We start from the raw sequence: 16388 nt of genomic DNA, 5'->3' as shown, positions 1-16388 counted from the left end.
CGAGCGCAGCTCGCGATGCGCCGCGCGGGCGGCGCTCGATCTCACAGACGCTGCATCCCCAAAGGCGAACACATCGCAGCCCCCCAGTCACCCCTCGTTCCCTTGCACCCGTTCATGCACCTGGCGCAGCCGCTCACGGCTGTTGCTCAGGTGCATGCGCATCGCCATCTTCGCCCCCTCGCTGTCCTGCCGCGCAATCGCTTCATAGATCGCCTCGTGCTCATGCATCAACCGGCTCATGTAATGGGGCTGGTCATCGTGAGCCAGGCGCGCGGAGTTCAGGCGCGTGCGCGGGATGATGCTGGTACCCAGGTGATGGATGATGTCGGCAAAATAGTGGTTGCCGCTGGCCTGGGCGATGCGCAGGTGGAACTGGAAGTCCGCTGACACCGCATCCAGGGCATGGGCCGCGCCCTCATTCAGCTCGTCCAGCGCCGCGCGCATGCCGGCCAGTTGCTCGTCACTGCGCCGCTGCGCTGCCAGGCTGGCCGACTCCACTTCCAGGGCAATACGCAACTCCAGCACTGCCAGTACCTCGCGCAGTGTGACCACCGTGGCCGGATCGATACGCAAGCCTGCGGCAGGCGAGGCGTCCAGCACGAAGGTGCCGATACCATGACGGGTCTCGACCTGGCCGGCAGCCTGCAGGCGCGAGATGGCTTCACGCACGACGGTGCGGCTTACGCCCTCCTCGGCCATGATCTGCGACTCGGTCGGCAACTTGTCCCCGCGCTTCAGCTGGCCACTGCGGATGCGCTCGGTCAGTACCGTGACCAGTTCCTGCGCCAGGCTACGCGGCTTGCGCCGGGCCCGTGCCTGTGGCTGTTGCTCTGACATGCCCTGTACTTCACCTTGAATGACAGCCGCCATGATAGCGCAGGCAGTTGTACGATCACATACGCCTGACACGCTATCGGCGCTGGCACTGTACCTGCGCATTTTGCTAGGGTCCCAGGTTTCCACGGACGGACGTGTACTGCATGAAACTGCTCGATCGATCACTGCTCACCTGCGGCCTGCTCATCCCGTTTTGGCTGGCCATCGGGGTATGGCTGACCGCCAAGGCGTACCCCGGGTACAGCCACCTGCAAATGGCCATGAGCCAGCTGGGCGCCACCGGGGCGCCCACCCAGCAGTGGTCACCTCTGCTTAACAACTTCCCATTAGGCGTACTGTTCATGTTGTTCGCCTGGGGCCTGGCGCGACGCTGGCAGCATTCGAAACTGGCGCTGCTGAGCGCCGCATTGGTATTGCTGCACGGCCTGGGCAGTTTCGGCACGGGGCTGTTCCCCTGCGACCAAGGCTGCACGCCTGTACATCCGTCCACCGCGCAACAACTGCATAACCTCTCCGGGCTGATGATGTTCGTCACCCTGACGCTAGCTAGCGCGCTCTGGGCCTGGCTAGGCATGCGCTTGGCAGGCTCGCGCACCCTCGCCTGGTTCTCACTGGCGTGCACCGTGCTGGCAGTTTTCACTGTGGTTTTGATGGGCCAGGCCGCTCAGGAGGGTGAGCTGTTCGGGCTCTATCAGCGGCTCAACTATGGTGTGGCGGTGCTCTGGGTGGCGGGCCTAGCTATGGCCAGCCTGAACGCAACTGAGGGCAAAGTGCTGGCCCCTGTACGAATTATCTGAAGGCAAACTTCTTTTCTCTTCAGATGCTTAGGACAGCAACATGCGAGTATTTCTAGCAATGGCGGCAGGGTGCGTGTTGGCCTCAGCTACCATGGGCGCCCAGGCTCGTCCGTTGACCCAGAATGATCGCCACACCTGCAAATGGGGTGCGCAGATTGCAGCCGAGGCGCAAAAGGCGAAGCTTTCAGGGGTAACGCTGTATGCCTCGCGCAAGAAGCTGCAGGTGCGCAGGTTTGCCAAGCCCTGGATGCGCATGACCGCTTTAGGGATTACGGAGCAGACCTTCAACAGCCGCTCCAGGCTCAAGCCTGCGGCCATCGGGCAAACCTACTATGAGCAGTGCGTGCAGCATGCCGTTGAAAGAAAATAACTTCTTAATCATAGCGTTATGGTTAGAAGTTAATGCCGATTATCATTTTGAGAATCAGAGTTGAGTGCTGCATTGGGGCGCCCAGCGGTCGCCCCGCGCATTGATAATCTGTCAGCAGCCGGTCAGCGTTACCGGGCGGCGCTCCCCGGCGAAAAAGATCGGGCGAAGGCGCACGCCAATCACGTTCCCCAGGTAAGCCGCTATCAGCCAGAGCCAGCCGTGCAGGCTGCCCGAGGCAATACCGCTGAAGTAGGCGCCGATGTTGCAGCCATAGGCCAGCCGCGAGCCGTAGCCGAGCAACAGCCCGCCGATCACTGCCGCTACCAGTGAAGGCAATGGGATTTTCAGGCTAGGTGCGAAGCGCCCCGCCAGCCCTGCTGCCAACAGTGCCCCCAGCACGATGCCCACGTCCATGACCGTGGTGATGTCCTGCCACAGTGGGGAGGCCAGGGCCTTGGCGTTGGCAGGCGCTTGCCAGAACACCCAGGTACCCACCTGCACGCCTGCCGCGTCCAGTACCTTGGCACCCCATAGGGCAAAGGCAGATGTAATACCCCAAGGCCGGCCAGCAAGCGCCAGCGTGGCATAGTTGAGCAGCGCCAGGGCAATGGCGCCCCACAGCAAAGGCCACGGGCCTCGCAGGAACCGCCGCAAGCCTTCATGCTCGCTGGGCAGGGGCTTTTCAAGCGCACCGTGCCGGCGTTTTTCCAGCACCACCGTGGCCCATGCAATCAGCGCAAACACGGCCACGCTCACCACCAGGGCGGGCGCGAGCCCCCAGGCCTGCACGATCGACGTGGCCGGGAACGATGGCAGGGCGAACCACCAATCCGCGTGGTGGGTAGCGGTCACCGAACCGATGATGAAGAACAGCAAGGTGACCAGCATGCGCGCGTTGCCACCGCCTACGGTGAACAGTGTGCCAGAGGCACAGCCGCCGCCGAGCTGCATGCCAATACCGAAAATGAACGCCCCGAACACGACCGAAACGCCCGCAGGCGCTACCAGCCCATTGACAGGGTTGCCAAACAGGGTGCCCGCCGACAGCGCCGGGAAGAACAGCACCACGGCCAGGGCCAGCATGACCATCTGTGCCCGCAAGCCTGCACCACGGCGTTCATTGATGAACACCCGCCACGCTGAGGTAAAGCCAAAGGCGGCGTGGTACAAGGTCAGGCCCAAGGCAGCGCCAACCAGCAGCAACAGTACCTGCTTGAACCGTGCGTTCAAATCAAGGAACCAGGCGCCGGCTACCAGCAGCCCGAGCGCAACAAGGGGTGCGCCCAGGCGGCGCGGTTCAGGTGAAGCGGTTGCAGAAAGACCCATCGAAATACTCGGATAACAGTCAAACGGCCGGTGAGTATACCTTCATGCGGCCGACAGGTCGCGGCCGCAGTGGCGTAGCGCTACCCCCGCACCCAGTATTTGTTAAGCTGATGGCCGCCACCTTCACAGCCGATGGCTATTCGCCCCATGGATGAACTTCGCAGAATCGACCTCAACCTGCTGCTGGCCTTGCACGCCCTGCTGAGCGAAAAGCATGTGACGCGCGCAGCCCTGCGCCTGCACCGCAGCCAACCGGCAGTCAGCCACGCCCTCGCCCAACTGCGCAAACACTTCAATGACCCGCTGCTGATACGCCAGCAGGGCAAGATGGTGCTCACGTCCCTGGCGCAGACCCTTGAACAACCGCTGGAAGACGCCTTGGGCAGCCTGAACGGCCTGTTGGCCGCCCCGCATTTCGACCCGGCGCTGGCCCAGCGTCGCTTTCGGCTGTCGTTATCGGACTACGCCTCGCGCATCATCCTGCCGCCGTTGGTACGCCATGTGCGTCGCGTCGCCCCCGGGGTCGACCTGGCCATCAGCCAGGCCAGCCGCGAAACGATGCTTGCCCAGTTGCTGGACGGCGAACTGGACCTGGCACTCGGGCTGTTCCCGGAATTGCCTCAAACGATCACGGCCCAGGCGTTGTTCCAGGATACCTTCGTCAGCGTGGCAGACCGGCGCGTGCTGCCACCCTCAGGTGGCCTCACACTGAACGACTGGTTGACGCGCCCTCATGTGCTGTTGGCCATGCGCCCGGACGCTTTCGATGAGATCGAACGCACCCTGGCCGAACAGGGTTTGCGGCGGCGCATTGCCCTGGCCTTGCCGCACTGGAGTGCAGCAGTGGAGGTATTGACGGGCACCGACTTGGTGTTGACTGTGGCCCAGCGTGCCGTGGGGTGCCTGCAACAGCAACCGTACCTGCAAGCGTTCCCCCCGCCCCTGAACATCGCGTGCTTCGACTACCAGCAGGCGTGGCACACACGCAAGAACAACGACCCGGGCCACCGCTGGCTGCGCGAAAGCGTGTGGGCGTGCAGCCAGCCCGACGCTTGATCAGCCATTGGGCTGTTTGATCACCGTGTCGGTTTTGGGGAGTGGACCTGTAGCCCAGCCACCCTGCACCAACCACACACCGCCCAGAATCAGCAGCAAGCCGGCTACCCGCCCCCAGCCAAGCGGCCTTCCGGCCAGCCCCATCCACCCGAAATGGTCGGCCACCACGGCCATCACCATTTGCCCCGCCACCACCAGCACCAGAAAGCCTGCCGCCCCTAATTTGGGCGTCAGCGCTGCTGCACCGGCCACGTACAAGGCACCCAGCACGCCACCGATCCATAGCCACCAAGGCCCCTGCAGTGCCCTGCCGACCTCTGGCGCCGGCACGCGCAAGATCAACAGTGCCGCAATCACTACGGTCCCACTGACGGTCAGCGACGCAAACGCCCCCCATAACCAATGGCCCAGTGCGCGGCCCGCAGCGGCGTTACCGGCCGCCTGAAACGGCAGCATGGCGCCTGCAAGCACTGCCAAGGCTACCGGCACTGCCACCATGAGCATGGTTTTACTGAACATGACCGTTCTCCATCATCAAACACGTGACGACAGCTTGGGGTCATCGATGGGTCTTATGGAAATCGAAACTATGCACGGCTGGCATTCGCCATTTGAATACTGACCATCATCTGAACTGGCATGGATCACATGCAGAAGGTTGCATGCCATGGGCGAACCATGGGCATGCAACTACTGCAGCGGCTGGCTGTATCAGTTACGCGTTACACGCCACACGGTATTGGCCAGATCGTCAGCGATGATCAACGCCCCCCGCGGGTCTACGGTCACACCCACTGGCCGCCCTCGAGTCTTGCCATCTTCGCCGCGGAAGCCGGTGGCGAAGTCGATCGGCTCGCCGGCCGGCTTGCCATTGCTGAACGGCACGAAGATCACCTTGTAGCCCACCGGGTTTGGTCGGTTCCAGCTGCCGTGTTCGCCGACGAACACGCCATCGGTGAAGCCCTCGCCCATGGCGGCTGTCGAGAAGTCGACCCCAAGGGCTGCCACGTGCGACCCCAGGCTGTAGTCCGGTTTGATGGCTGCGGCAACTTTGGCAGGGTTCTGCGGCCGCACCCGGTCGTCTACATTCTGCCCCCAGTAGCTATAGGGCCAGCCATAGAAACCGCCTTCGCGCACCGAAGTCAGGTAGTCCGGCACCAGGTCGGGGCCCAGTTCGTCGCGCTCGTTCACCACAGTCCACAGCTGGCCGGTGCCTGGCTGGATGGTCAGCGCCGTCGGGTTGCGCAGGCCGGTAGCGTACGGGCGGTGGGCACCGGTCTGGGCATCCACCTGCCAGACCATGGCGCGGTCGATTTCAACCTCAAGGCCGCGTTCGGTGATGTTGCTGTTGGAGCCGATGCCCACATACAGGTAACGCCCGTCTGGGCTGACGGTGAGTGCCTTGGTCCAGTGGTGGTTGATCTCGGCGGGCAGGTCGGTGACCTTGGCAGGTGCGCCCTCGGCCTTGGTCTGGCCGTCCTTGTAGTCAAAGCTCACCAGCGCATCCTGGTTGGCCACGTAGACCTTGCCGTTGGCAAAAGCCAGGCCATAAGGGGCGTTGAGGTTTTCGGCAAACACTGTCTGCATTTCATAACGCCCGTCACCATCGGCATCGCGCAGCAGCGTCAGGCGGTTGCCACCCTTGACTTGGGTATTGCCTTTGGCCTTGATTTGGCTGGCGATCACGTCCTTGGGCTTGAGCTTTGCCGCGCTACCGCCCCGCCCTTCTGCGACCAGGATGTCGCCATTAGGCAGCACCAGGGTTTGCCGGGGGATCTTCAGGTCGGTGGCGATGGCCGTGACGCTGAAGCCGTCTGGCACGGTCGGCTTCTGCTGGCCCCACGCAACCGGCTGGGCGATCTTCATGCTCGGCAGCAAGCCGCGCTGGGGTTCAGGCAGTTTTGGGTCCGGGCCATGGGCCTGGGTGGGCTCGCCATCGCCGCCACAAGCGGCCAGCAGCAGCGAAAAGGACAGCAGGCTCAGTGCATGTAGACGTTTCATGCCTCACCTCGCGCGCGCAGGTTGCTCAACCCGAGGAAGGCCGCCACTACGGCAAGCACGGTCACGATCACCGACAGTACCAAGCCCGACGGCATCACGGCCCAGGCATCCTTGGCATGCTCGAACGCATTGACCAAGCCCAGCGCCCAGGTCACCAGCAACAACACGAAATACAGGGTCGGCCGGCCGGCTTTCTGCCGCGCCCGCACCAGGTTGACCAAGGCGAACAGCAACGCCAGCCCGCAGAACACCAGCCCACCGGCGATAAGCCAGGCGGCGAAGTTGCTCCACTGGATCTGGTAGCTGTTGTAGTAGGCGATGTCGCTCAGCATGGCGCCAAGGAACAACGGCACGCTGCCTGCCAACAGCAGCGCGTGCAGCGGGCCGGGCCTGCAGCGGTAAAGGGTTTGGTCGGTTACGGTCACGGTGCCTCCTTTTCATTCGGTGACCCAGCTCTGATGGGCAAAAGCCCACAGGGGCGCGCAAGGTGCGCTAAACCAATGAGCACCCTGGAGCGGTGATAGTTCACCGCTTCAACCGTTTGAAACATCCTGCAAGCTATTTGCAGCCAATGACCCTCGGCCACGCGGGGCCCACCCCGCCGCGCGTGGCCTCACACCCTCAGGCCATTCGGGCCCGCGCTGCGTGCAGTTTCTTGTAGCTGTCGAGCAGCCGCAGGTGGCGGTCCAGGCCTTCGAGCTTCATGCTGGTCGGGGTCAGGCCGTGGAAGCGTACGCTGCCATCGACAGACCCCAGCACCGCGTCCATGCGCGCGTCGCCGAACATGCGCCGGAAGTTGGTTTCGAAGTCGGCCATTTCCAGGTCGTCGTCCAGCATCACCTCCAGCACCACGTTCAGCGCCTGGTAAAACAGGCCCCGCTCGACGGTGTTGTCGTTGAACTGCAAGAACGCCTCGACCAGCTCCTTGGCATCCTCGAAGCGCTGCACAGCCAGGCAGATAAGCAATTTGAGCTCGAGAATGGTCAGCTGGCCCCACACCGTGTTGTCATCGAACTCCACGCCGATCAGCGTGGTGATGGTGGTGTAGTCATCCACGTCACAGTTGTCCAGGCGCTTGAGCAACAGCTTCAGGGAGCGGTTGTCGAGGCTGTGCAGGTTGAGGATGTCGGCGCGGAAGCTCAGGGCGCGGTTGGTGTTGTCCCAGATCAGGTCTTCCACCGGGTAGATTTCCGAGTACCCAGGCACCAGGATGCGGCAGGCGGTGGCACCGAGGTTATCGTACACCGCCATGTACACCTCTTTGCCCAGGTTGGCCAGGATGCCGAACAGGGTGGCGGCTTCCTGGACGTTACGATCTTCGCCCTGGCCCGAGAAGTCCCACTCGACGAATTCGAAGTCGGCCTTGCTGCTGAAGAAGCGCCAGGACACCACACCGCTGGAATCGATGAAGTGTTCGACGAAGTTGTTCGGCTCGGTCAGCGCGTGGCTTTCGAAGGTCGGCTGCGGCAGGTCATTGAGGCCCTCGAAGCTGCGGCCCTGCAGCAGCTCGGTGAGGCTGCGTTCCAGCGCCACTTCCATGCTCGGGTGTGCACCGAACGAGGCGAACACGCCCCCTGTGCGCGGGTTCATGAGGGTCACGCACATCACCGGGAACTCACCCCCGAGCGAGGCATCCTTGACCAGCACCGGGAAGCCCTGCTCTTCCAGCCCCTGAATGCCAGCCACGATGCCCGGGTAACGGGCCAGTACCTCTGCTGGCACATCCGGCAGGCACAGCTCGCCTTCGAGGATCTCGCGCTTCACGGCCCGTTCGAAGATTTCCGACAGGCACTGCACCTGGGCTTCAGCCAGGGTATTGCCTGCGCTCATGCCGTTGCTCAGGAACAGGTTCTCGATCAGGTTGGACGGGAAGTACACCACCTGTTCATCCGACTGGCGCACGAATGGCAGTGAGCAGATGCCCCGCGCCGTGTTACCTGAGTTGGTGTCGTACAGATGCGAGCCGCGCAGCTCGCCATCGGGGTTGTAGATGGCCAGGCAGTTTTCGTCGAGGATTTCCCCTGGCAGCGCGTCACGCGGGCCGGGCTTGAACCACTGCTCGTTCGGGTAATGCACAAACGGCGCATTGGCGATGTCTTCGCCCCAGAACTGGTCGTTATAGAAGAAGTTGCAATTCAGGCGCTCGATGAATTCGCCCAGGGCCGAGGCCAGGGCGGCCTCCTTGGTGGCGCCCTTGCCGTTGGTGAAGCACATCGGCGACTGCGCGTCGCGCACGTGCAGCGACCAGACGTTGGGCACGATATTGCGCCACGAAGCGATTTCGATCTTCATGCCCAAGCCCGCCAGAATGCCGGACATGTTGGCAATGGTCTGTTCCAGCGGCAGGTCCTTGCCGGGGATACGGGTGCTGGTCTGCGCCACCGGCATCAACAGCCCCTGGGCGTCGGCATCCAGGTTGTCCACCACCTCGATGACGAACTCGGGGCCGGTTTGCACCACCTTCTTCACCGTGCAGCGGTCGATGGAACGCAGGATGCCCTGGCGGTCCTTCTCGGAGATGTCTTCGGGCAACTCGACCTGAATCTTGAAGACCTGGTTGTAGCGGTTTTCAGGGTCGACGATGTTGTTCTGCGACAGCCGAATGTTCTCGGTCGGAATGTCGCGAGCCTGGCAGTACAGCTTGACGAAGTAAGCGGCGCACAGGGCCGAGGACGCCAGGAAGTAATCAAACGGCCCCGGCGCCGAGCCGTCTCCCTTGTAGCGGATCGGTTGGTCGGCAATCACCGTGAAGTCGTCGAACTTGGCTTCGAGGCGCAGATTGTCGAGAAAATTGACCTTGATTTCCATGCGGGTTTACCGTGATTTAAACGTGCAGAACAGAAGTGCCCGGCATTATCCGGGTTTTCGCCGTGGAAATCCTCCCCGGTACCCGCTGCGCCGCGCCAGGCGGTCTGCGCTTGCGTATTACGGGGGAATGCTTGCCTGATCCTCTGGATCTGCCTGCTGCTCGGATGGCCGGTAGACACGATGTGCTAGCGTTTGCGGACGGGGGCAACGTACCCCCGGTGTATCTCAGAACAGCGACAGCAACCGATGATGGGCAGGTGAACCATGGAATTACGCATCAACGGCGCGGCCTACCAGGTCGAAGCGCAAGCCGACACGCCCCTGCTGTGGGTGCTCAGGGACGACCTGGGCCTCACCGGCACCAAATATGGCTGTGGCCTGGCCCAGTGCGGGGCCTGCTCGGTGCTGGTCGACGGTGTGGTGGTGCGCGCATGCGTCACGCCAGTGGCGGGCGTGGAGGGCCGCGAAGTGTCCACCATCGAGGCGATCGAGGACGACCCTGTCGGCAAGAAGGTGGTCGCGGCCTGGGTTGAGCACCAGGTGGCCCAATGCGGGTACTGCCAGTCAGGGCAGGTGATGGCGGCGACCGCCCTGCTCAAGCACACCCCCAACCCCAGCAATGAGCAGATCGATGCGGCCATGGTCAACCTGTGCCGCTGCGGCACCTACAACGCCATCCATGCGGCGATGCACGCGCTGGCGCAAGGGGGGAAAGCCTGATGGATACGTTCCCTGAGCTGGCCAAATTGCAGGCTGGCGAAACCGTGAACCTGTCACGCCGGCGTTTTCTTGCCGGTACGGCAGTGGGTGCACTGGTGCTCGGCTTTGGCCTCCCGCTTGGCGTTTCTCGCGTACAGGCAGCCACCCATGCCGAGCGTGGTACCCAGGTGCCCGCGTTTCTGGAGATTCGCCCTGACGGCACGGTGCGCCTACTGAGCCCGTTCATGGAAGGCGGCCAGGGGCCGTTCACCGCCATGGCGCAGATCGTCGGAGAAGAGCTCGACGTCGACCCCGTCAACTTCGTGGTCGAGAGCGCGCCCCCTGGTGATGCCTATGTGGTGATGGAGAACGGCATGCGCATCACAGGTGGGAGCATGTCGGTGCGCATGAGCTACCCCACCATGCGCCGCCTTGGCGCCCTCGCTCGCGCCATGCTGCTGCAGGCGGGTGCCGAGAAGCTGGGTGTGCCGTTGGCAGAGCTGTCCACTACTCCGGGTACTGTAGTACATACCACGACCGGGCGATCCATACCCTACGGCGAACTGGCCGGGCGGGCCATGGACCTACCGGTACCCGACCCCACCACCCTGAAGCTCCGCGACCCCGCCACGTTCCGCTGGATCGGCAAGCCTGTCATGCGCCTGGATGCCCGTGACAAGTCCACCGGCAAGGCCATGTACTGCATCGATATCACCGTCGAGAACATGCTGCACGCCGCTGTCCAGCACGCACCGCGCCTGGGCATGACGGTTGGCGGCCTGCGCAACGAGCCCGAGGTCAAGGCCATGCACGGCGTGCACTCGGTGCATCAACTGCCGGGGGCCGTGGCAGTGGTCGCCAAACGCTGGTGGCACGCTAAGCGGGCAGTGGAGGCCCTGCAGGTGGACTGGCAGGAAGCGGCGGCGGGCTCCACCGTGCGCGCGATGCCTGCGGACTTTTCCAGCGACCGCTGGGTAGAGCACTTGGGCGCGACGCAAGGCCCGGCCCGGGATGAAGAGCAGGCGGGCGATTTCGCAGCTACCCTCGGCAGCGCACCAACCAAGGTAGAAGCCAGCTACCACAACCAGTACCTTAACCACGCCCAGTTGGAGCCCCCCTCTGCCCTGGCCCGCTTCAACCCGGACGGCTCCCTGGAAGTCTGGTTGCCGAACCAGGCGCCCGACATGTTCCGCGACGACATAGCCAAACGCACGGGCCTGGACGCTAGCCAGATCACCCTCCACTCACCCCTGCTGGGCGGTTTCTTTGGCCGCCATTTCCTGTATGAGTCCGCCAACCCTTACCCGCAAGCTATCGCGCTGGCCAAAGCGGTCGGCCAGCCAGTGAAACTGATCTGGAGCCGGGAAGAAGAGTTTCTGCGCGACGTGCTGCGCCCGGTTGCTGCCGTGAAATTCCGTGCCGCGCTGGATGCCGACGGTATGCCCATAGCCCTGGAGGCGGTCAGCGCTACCGAAGGCCCGACCGAGGCGCTGGCGGGCGAGCAGGGCGAGAAGATCGACCCCACGGCGCTTGAGGGGCTGTCGGGCAAGGCCTATGCAATCGCGCACAAACGCATCGCCCAGGTCTACGTGAAGGGGCCGGCGATGCTCGGTTACTGGCGGTCGGTGGGCAATTCGCTGAACGACTTCTTCTACGAGTCCTTTCTGGACGAGCTGGCCGACAAAGGTGGCAAGGACCCGTTTGAGCTACGCCTGCACCTGCTGCGTGACAACCCGCGCCTGACCCACCTGCTGCAAGCCGTGGGCGAGTTGTCTGGCGGCTGGAAGCGCGGGCCGTTCACCGCCGAGGACGGCAGCCGACGGGCGCGGGGTGTGGCCATGGCGTCGCCGTTCGGTTCCGAGGCTGCGGTCATCGCCGAAGTGTCGATCGAGAATGGCCAGGTGAAGGTGCATGACATCTGGCAGGCCATCGACCCTGGCAGCATCGTCAACCCAGCCATCATCGAGCATCAGGTCAATGGCGCCGTGGCGCTGGGCCTTTCACAAACGCTGGTGGAAGAAGCTGTATATGTGGACGGCATGCCCCGGGCGCGCAATTACGACCTCTATCCGATCCTGCCGCCGTCGCGCATGGCACGGGTGCATGTGCGCATCATCGAGAGCGGCGCGAAGATGGGTGGCATCGGCGAGCCCCCCTTGCCAGCGGTGGCGCCTGCCGTGGCAAACGCGGTTGCCCAGCTCACCGGCAAACGGGTGCGTAGCCTGCCCATGAGCCGTCATACCTTCAGCTGACCGACAAGGACGCCGCGATGACACGTCGTATGAAAACAACCCTTGGCTGGTTGCTGCTGCCCTGTGCAGTGGCCGCGGGCCTGGTGACGTGGTACGTCAACCGTGAGCCGGCCTCGCCTTTTGAACGTACAAAGGTAGCCATCGATGACCCGGCCTTGGTAAGCCGAGGCGAATACGTGGCGCGCCTTGGCGACTGCGTGGCCTGCCACAGCCTGCCAGGGCAAAAGCCCTTTGCCGGCGGGCTCGAAATGGCGACGCCACTGGGCGCCATCCATGCCACCAACATCACCCCCGACCCTGAAACCGGCATTGGCAGCTACAGCCTGGCGGACTTCGACCGCGCCGTGCGCCAGGGGGTGGCACCGGGTGGGCGACGGCTGTACCCGGCCATGCCCTACCCGTCCTACGCGAAGCTCAGCGATGAAGACGTCAAGGCCCTGTATGCGTTCTTCATGCACAGCGTGCAACCGGCGCGCCAGCCCAACCAGGCCAGTAGCATCCCGTGGCCGCTGAACATGCGCTGGCCCATCGCCCTGTGGAACGGCCTGTTCGCTCCCACCGAGCCTTACGCCGACAAGCCCGGGCAGGATGCGCTCTGGAACCGGGGTGCCTACATTGTGCAGGGCCCCGGCCACTGCGGTAGCTGCCACACACCCCGCGGGCTGGCGTTCAATGAGAAGGCGCTGGATGACAGCGGCGCACCGTTCCTGGCGGGGGCGCTGCTAGACGGCTGGTATGCGCCAAGCCTGCGCGCCGATCACAACACGGGCCTTGGCCGCTGGAGCGAGGCCGACGTGGTGCAGTTTTTGAAAACTGGGCGTAACCGTCATGCCGTGGTATTCGGCTCCATGACCGAGGCGTTCAACAACTCCACGCAGTTCATGAACGATCAGGACCTGTCAGCCATCGCTCGTTATCTCACGTCGCTGCCAGGCGACCCCGCACGCGACGGGACGCCCTGGCAGTATCAGGATGAGCCTGGTGTCGCCCAGCTCGATCGGCCTGGGGCGCACACTTACGTGACCCGCTGCGCTTCCTGCCACGGCATGGACGGCAAGGGCCAGGGCGAATGGATGCCACCGTTGGCCGGCGCTACCTCGGCATTGGCCAAAGAGAACGCTTCAGCCATCAACATCACCCTCAACGGTTCACAGCGCGTGGTGGCTGCGGGCATGCCGGACGCCTACCGGATGCCGGCGTTCAGGGCACAGTTGAGCGATCAGGAGGTTGCCGAGGTACTGAGCTTTGTGCGCAGTGCCTGGGGTAACCATGGCCCGGCGGTGGACCCGGCGGCGGTAGCGAAGCTGCGGGACCATACCGACCCGGCCAGCAGCAGCCCGATCATCCTGCATATGCGGTAGCGGGGCCGCGCTCACTCACTCCTGCCGTCGCTGCAGGTTCTGCTTCAACAGTTGATCAGGCAGTGCTCCCGCGGTGACCTCCTTCATCTCGCGAGTGAGCGCCTCGATCAACGCGGGTTGATTGCAAGGTGAGGCGCGCGACATCGCCAGATAAAGCCCTTCGCTGGATACAGGCGGCTGCAACACCAGCAGCTCGCCTTCAATACCCAGCGTGCGGGCCAACGCCATTCCGGGGTATTGCTCGTACACCACGTAATCACTGCGTTTGTGCACCAGCTTTTCAAATGCCTGCCTGGCGGTAGGCACGGCTTCGAGGGTGAGGTATTGCCGGGCGTAGTCATCGAACTGCTGGCCGTGGCTGTTGTTCACCAGCGTGCCGCCTTTGCGCTCCCTCAGGTCGGCCCATTGCCGGTAATCAAAGGTGCCCTCCCGGCGCACCCAGACCACGCTCGGCGTATGGAGGAAGGGGGGCAGCACGAAATCCATCTGCTGCTCACGTGCATCGGTCATGAAATAACCGGCCAGCAGGTCGATCCTGCCGGTGCGCACCTCTTCCTGGGCGCGGGACCACGGCCCGCCATAGACCACATCAATGTCAAGGCCCAGGCGCTCGGCCAGGTGCTTGACCAGGTCGGCATTGGCGCCGATCAGTTGCTGAGGGTTGGCAGGGTCGCGCCATAGATAAGGGGGGTATTCAGGGTTACCGGTGGCGGTCAGTCGCTGGCAGCGCTCGGCCGGCACGACGAAGCCTGGCAGTAATGCCAGGCAAGACAGAAGCAGCATGACGCGGCGAACGCAACGCATGGCCTTCTACCCTCTTCGCTATCTAGGGGGAGCAGTTACCGGGCGCATGAAGCAGCAAAAGCGGCAGGGCCTGGGCGATGCGCGGCTCAGCCCGACAGCTCGGCCCGGGCGCGCTCCGCAGCGCGCAGGAACACCTGGTTGACCTCTTCTGCCTTGGCCTGGGTTACCGACCTGGCAGCCAGTAATTCCTCGACCACGCGCTGGCTCTGCTGCAGCGCCGTGGCCAATTGCTCAGTATCGGAAGCGTCCGCGATGTCACCCAGATAGGGAGCGATGAGGTACACGTAACGGTCCTGCAGCTTCAGCGCCTCCAGGGCGTCGAGGGCGGACTGGAACCGGTTGGCAGCATCTGGGCTCATGCTCAGTTTATCGAAATGAATCAGGCTCACACGGTCAGTGGCCATCTAGACGAATCTCCGTTTCCTGGTACAACCCAGGCCGCTGCAAGCAACGTGTCCACGCTTCTCGGGGATGCAGGCCCAGGTGATGCCGTTCAGGTTAACAGAACGTGACAAGGAAGGGTCATGCTGCCACCAACTAAAAATGGCTCGGGGGTCTGCAAGGGGTGGCCAGGCCGCACAGAGACGCTCGATTGGATTGTTCTCGGCCTTATCGGCTGGTTCTTCGTGCTCAGAGATTTAACACTGAGCCATTGCCGCCCCTCGCCCTGCGCACCTGCCACGGCGCAGAGCCAACTGGCAAAATTGCCAGTTTCAGCTTTTGGTCGACCGCCGCAGCATGGTGCTACCTGGGCAACAGCCCCGGATGCTGGATGGTTGGGGGTGTCAGATCGTGCAAGAGCATTGGATTGGCAGGGTTGCCTGGTTCGACCAGGGCAAGCAGTTTGGCTGCATTCTGTGCATAAATGGCCACAGTGCATTGGTGCGAGGCGCAGACCTGCTCGACCCCGGACTCAAGCCAGCAGAGGGGCAGCTTTACAAGTTCAGGCTGGTGTGCCGCAAGAACACCTGGTGGGCCAAGGAGGCCGCCCCGGTGGTGCCGCTGCCGGATGAGCTGACGACAGGTACGCCCCCTGACGGGATGCTATGAACAGGCGCTGTGAGGTCGCAAAGCCTGCCTACGTTGCAACATGCTGTAGATATTTCCGAACCCGATCGCTGAACCAGCTTACAAAAAAAAGGTCTTTGGCTGACGGTCAACCCACCGACCGGTTCACCGGCCCAGTCCCCGGCCTACTTTTGTCCTGTTTCAGCGAAGACTCAAAATGCCCGATTCCCGCCCAACTGCCTACGCCCTTACTGCCCTGCGCGGTGGCCTGCTCGCCGCCACGGTGGCCCTTGCCGTGCCGGCGCATGCCGAAGAGCCTGCCAGCGATGCACGCTGGGTGAGCGACAGCCTGAGCACCTATGTGCGCAGCGGCCCGACAGACGGTCACCGTATCGTCGGCACCCTCAAGTCTGGCCAGAAACTGACTTTGGTCAGCACCCAGGGTAACTACAGCCAGGTGCGCGGGCAGAACGGCGACGTGGTGTGGATCCTGTCCAGCGACTTGCAGTCGGTACCTGGCCAGGGCGACCGCCTGCCGCAGCTGGATGCGCAGGTTGCGGAGCTTACGGGGCAACTGAAGACCATCGACGACAGCTGGAAAAACCGCGTCCAGGGCATGCAGGAAACCCTCGATTCGCGCAAGCAACTGGTGGATGAGCTCGAAGCGCGCAACAAGTCGCTGAGCGATGAGCTCGACCAAAGCCAGTCGACCTTGCGTGATACGCAGGCAAGGTTGGGCGACGAGAACAAACAGGTGATGATGCGCTACATGGTGTATGGCGGCAGCATCGCGGGTGCCGGCCTGCTGGCGGGCCTGATCCTGCCCGCCCTCACCCGTGGGCGCAAGAAGAACGATCGCTGGTTCTGAGGCGAAGCTGGCGAGCCGTGCGCGCTGGTAAGTAGTAACCCCTTCCACCGAACGCCCCGTTGCCGTTGATCTTGATCTGCTCTTGATCTGCTCTTGATCTGCTCTTGATCTGGCTCTTGATCTGGCTCTTGATCTGGCTCTTGATCTTGAGCGACTTCAGGAGGCCGAACGAAGGACTTGCGGAGGGAGGTGACGGGCATG

The 16388-nt window shown here is 63.3% G+C and carries 17 protein-coding genes; 8 read left to right on the top strand and 9 right to left on the bottom strand.

Features of this window, described 5'->3' with window-relative positions; translation table 11 throughout:
- Nucleotides 1–87: 87 nt before the first annotated feature.
- Complete coding sequence (locus tag IAE33_RS23595) at nt 88–837, bottom strand: FadR/GntR family transcriptional regulator (protein ID WP_201165579.1); 750 nt, start codon at nt 835–837, stop codon at nt 88–90.
- A gap of 143 nt (nt 838–980) precedes the next feature.
- Between IAE33_RS23595 and IAE33_RS23590 the strand changes: the two genes are divergently transcribed.
- Nucleotides 981–1634, top strand: coding sequence for a DUF998 domain-containing protein (locus IAE33_RS23590; RefSeq protein ID WP_201165578.1), 654 nt, complete (start codon nt 981–983; stop codon nt 1632–1634).
- Between the two features lie 40 nt (nt 1635–1674).
- The gene (locus tag IAE33_RS23585) at nt 1675–2004 is read left to right on the top strand and encodes a hypothetical protein (protein WP_201165577.1); all 330 of its coding nucleotides are present in this window, start codon (nt 1675–1677) and stop codon (nt 2002–2004) included.
- A 111-nt stretch (nt 2005–2115) separates the two neighbouring features.
- On the opposite strand, the gene IAE33_RS23580 is transcribed toward IAE33_RS23585, so the two are convergent.
- Entirely contained in the window at nt 2116–3330 is a 1215-nt protein-coding gene (locus IAE33_RS23580) for a YeeE/YedE family protein (RefSeq protein WP_201165576.1), read from the bottom strand.
- A 147-nt stretch (nt 3331–3477) separates the two neighbouring features.
- Between IAE33_RS23580 and IAE33_RS23575 the strand changes: the two genes are divergently transcribed.
- A complete protein-coding gene (locus tag IAE33_RS23575; RefSeq protein ID WP_201165575.1) occupies nt 3478–4386 on the top strand; it encodes a LysR family transcriptional regulator in 909 nt (302 codons plus the stop codon).
- Here the strand turns inward: IAE33_RS23575 and IAE33_RS23570 are convergent, their stop codons facing one another.
- From IAE33_RS23570 to IAE33_RS23555, 4 genes are all read right to left on the bottom strand, one after another.
- Complete coding sequence (locus IAE33_RS23570) at nt 4387–4905, bottom strand: DMT family transporter (protein WP_201165574.1); 519 nt, start codon at nt 4903–4905, stop codon at nt 4387–4389.
- 192 nt (nt 4906–5097) lie between these two features.
- Entirely contained in the window at nt 5098–6387 is a 1290-nt protein-coding gene (locus IAE33_RS23565) for a PQQ-dependent sugar dehydrogenase (RefSeq protein ID WP_201165572.1), read from the bottom strand.
- On the bottom strand, nt 6384–6812 hold the full coding sequence (locus IAE33_RS23560) for a DUF2231 domain-containing protein (protein WP_028633805.1): 429 nt from the start codon (nt 6810–6812) through the stop codon (nt 6384–6386). Before IAE33_RS23560 ends, IAE33_RS23565 begins: the two co-directional genes overlap by 4 nt.
- A gap of 196 nt (nt 6813–7008) precedes the next feature.
- Nucleotides 7009–9195 carry an OsmC domain/YcaO domain-containing protein gene (locus IAE33_RS23555; protein ID WP_201165571.1) on the bottom strand — a complete coding sequence of 729 codons (2187 nt, stop codon included), beginning with the start codon at nt 9193–9195 and terminating at the stop codon, nt 7009–7011.
- Between the two features lie 264 nt (nt 9196–9459).
- On the opposite strand from IAE33_RS23555, the gene IAE33_RS23550 reads away from it, so the two are divergent.
- Genes IAE33_RS23550 through IAE33_RS23540 form a run of 3 tightly spaced genes read left to right on the top strand, consistent with a single transcriptional unit; the run spans nt 9460 to nt 13507 of the window.
- Nucleotides 9460–9915: a (2Fe-2S)-binding protein gene (locus IAE33_RS23550; protein ID WP_201165567.1), complete on the top strand. Its 456-nt coding sequence runs from the start codon at nt 9460–9462 to the stop codon at nt 9913–9915.
- Nucleotides 9915–12146: a xanthine dehydrogenase family protein molybdopterin-binding subunit gene (locus IAE33_RS23545; RefSeq protein WP_201165565.1), complete on the top strand. Its 2232-nt coding sequence runs from the start codon at nt 9915–9917 to the stop codon at nt 12144–12146. Before IAE33_RS23550 ends, IAE33_RS23545 begins: the two co-directional genes overlap by 1 nt.
- 17 nt (nt 12147–12163) lie before the next feature.
- A complete protein-coding gene (locus tag IAE33_RS23540; RefSeq protein ID WP_201165563.1) occupies nt 12164–13507 on the top strand; it encodes a c-type cytochrome in 1344 nt (447 codons plus the stop codon).
- A gap of 15 nt (nt 13508–13522) precedes the next feature.
- Here IAE33_RS23540 and IAE33_RS23535 read toward each other — a convergent pair whose 3' ends face one another.
- Nucleotides 13523–14311 (bottom strand): substrate-binding periplasmic protein, encoded by a 789-nt coding sequence (locus IAE33_RS23535; RefSeq protein WP_201165561.1) that lies wholly within the window; start codon nt 14309–14311, stop codon nt 13523–13525.
- 86 nt (nt 14312–14397) lie between these two features.
- Entirely contained in the window at nt 14398–14715 is a 318-nt protein-coding gene (locus IAE33_RS23530; protein WP_201165559.1) for a hypothetical protein, read from the bottom strand.
- Between the two features lie 388 nt (nt 14716–15103).
- Between IAE33_RS23530 and IAE33_RS23525 the strand changes: the two genes are divergently transcribed.
- Complete coding sequence (locus IAE33_RS23525) at nt 15104–15361, top strand: hypothetical protein (protein WP_201165557.1); 258 nt, start codon at nt 15104–15106, stop codon at nt 15359–15361.
- A gap of 175 nt (nt 15362–15536) precedes the next feature.
- Nucleotides 15537–16187, top strand: coding sequence for a TIGR04211 family SH3 domain-containing protein (locus IAE33_RS23520; RefSeq protein WP_201165555.1), 651 nt, complete (start codon nt 15537–15539; stop codon nt 16185–16187).
- On the opposite strand, the gene IAE33_RS24690 is transcribed toward IAE33_RS23520, so the two are convergent.
- Nucleotides 16150–16388, bottom strand: a 239-nt coding sequence (locus IAE33_RS24690; protein ID WP_236407314.1) for a hypothetical protein, incomplete at its 5' end; no start/stop codon positions are given. The two genes, IAE33_RS23520 and IAE33_RS24690, sit on opposite strands and share 38 nt — an antisense overlap.

Source organism: Pseudomonas sp. S60 (assembly GCF_016647865.1).
Taxonomy (GTDB): Bacteria; Pseudomonadota; Gammaproteobacteria; order Pseudomonadales; family Pseudomonadaceae; genus Aquipseudomonas; species Aquipseudomonas parafulva.
This window is presented reverse-complemented; position numbering and strand designations above follow the sequence as displayed.

Coding starts and splice junctions, on each gene's coding strand:
- IAE33_RS23595 (WP_201165579.1), bottom strand. CDS start 837: ATGTCAGAGCAACAGCCACAGGCACGGGCCCGGCGCAAGCCGCGTAGC.
- IAE33_RS23590 (WP_201165578.1), top strand. CDS start 981: ATGAAACTGCTCGATCGATCACTGCTCACCTGCGGCCTGCTCATCCCG.
- IAE33_RS23585 (WP_201165577.1), top strand. CDS start 1,675: ATGCGAGTATTTCTAGCAATGGCGGCAGGGTGCGTGTTGGCCTCAGCT.
- IAE33_RS23580 (WP_201165576.1), bottom strand. CDS start 3,330: ATGGGTCTTTCTGCAACCGCTTCACCTGAACCGCGCCGCCTGGGCGCA.
- IAE33_RS23575 (WP_201165575.1), top strand. CDS start 3,478: ATGGATGAACTTCGCAGAATCGACCTCAACCTGCTGCTGGCCTTGCAC.
- IAE33_RS23570 (WP_201165574.1), bottom strand. CDS start 4,905: ATGTTCAGTAAAACCATGCTCATGGTGGCAGTGCCGGTAGCCTTGGCA.
- IAE33_RS23565 (WP_201165572.1), bottom strand. CDS start 6,387: ATGAAACGTCTACATGCACTGAGCCTGCTGTCCTTTTCGCTGCTGCTG.
- IAE33_RS23555 (WP_201165571.1), bottom strand. CDS start 9,195: ATGGAAATCAAGGTCAATTTTCTCGACAATCTGCGCCTCGAAGCCAAG.
- IAE33_RS23550 (WP_201165567.1), top strand. CDS start 9,460: ATGGAATTACGCATCAACGGCGCGGCCTACCAGGTCGAAGCGCAAGCC.
- IAE33_RS23545 (WP_201165565.1), top strand. CDS start 9,915: ATGGATACGTTCCCTGAGCTGGCCAAATTGCAGGCTGGCGAAACCGTG.
- IAE33_RS23540 (WP_201165563.1), top strand. CDS start 12,164: ATGACACGTCGTATGAAAACAACCCTTGGCTGGTTGCTGCTGCCCTGT.
- IAE33_RS23535 (WP_201165561.1), bottom strand. CDS start 14,311: ATGCGTTGCGTTCGCCGCGTCATGCTGCTTCTGTCTTGCCTGGCATTA.
- IAE33_RS23530 (WP_201165559.1), bottom strand. CDS start 14,715: ATGGCCACTGACCGTGTGAGCCTGATTCATTTCGATAAACTGAGCATG.
- IAE33_RS23520 (WP_201165555.1), top strand. CDS start 15,537: ATGCCCGATTCCCGCCCAACTGCCTACGCCCTTACTGCCCTGCGCGGT.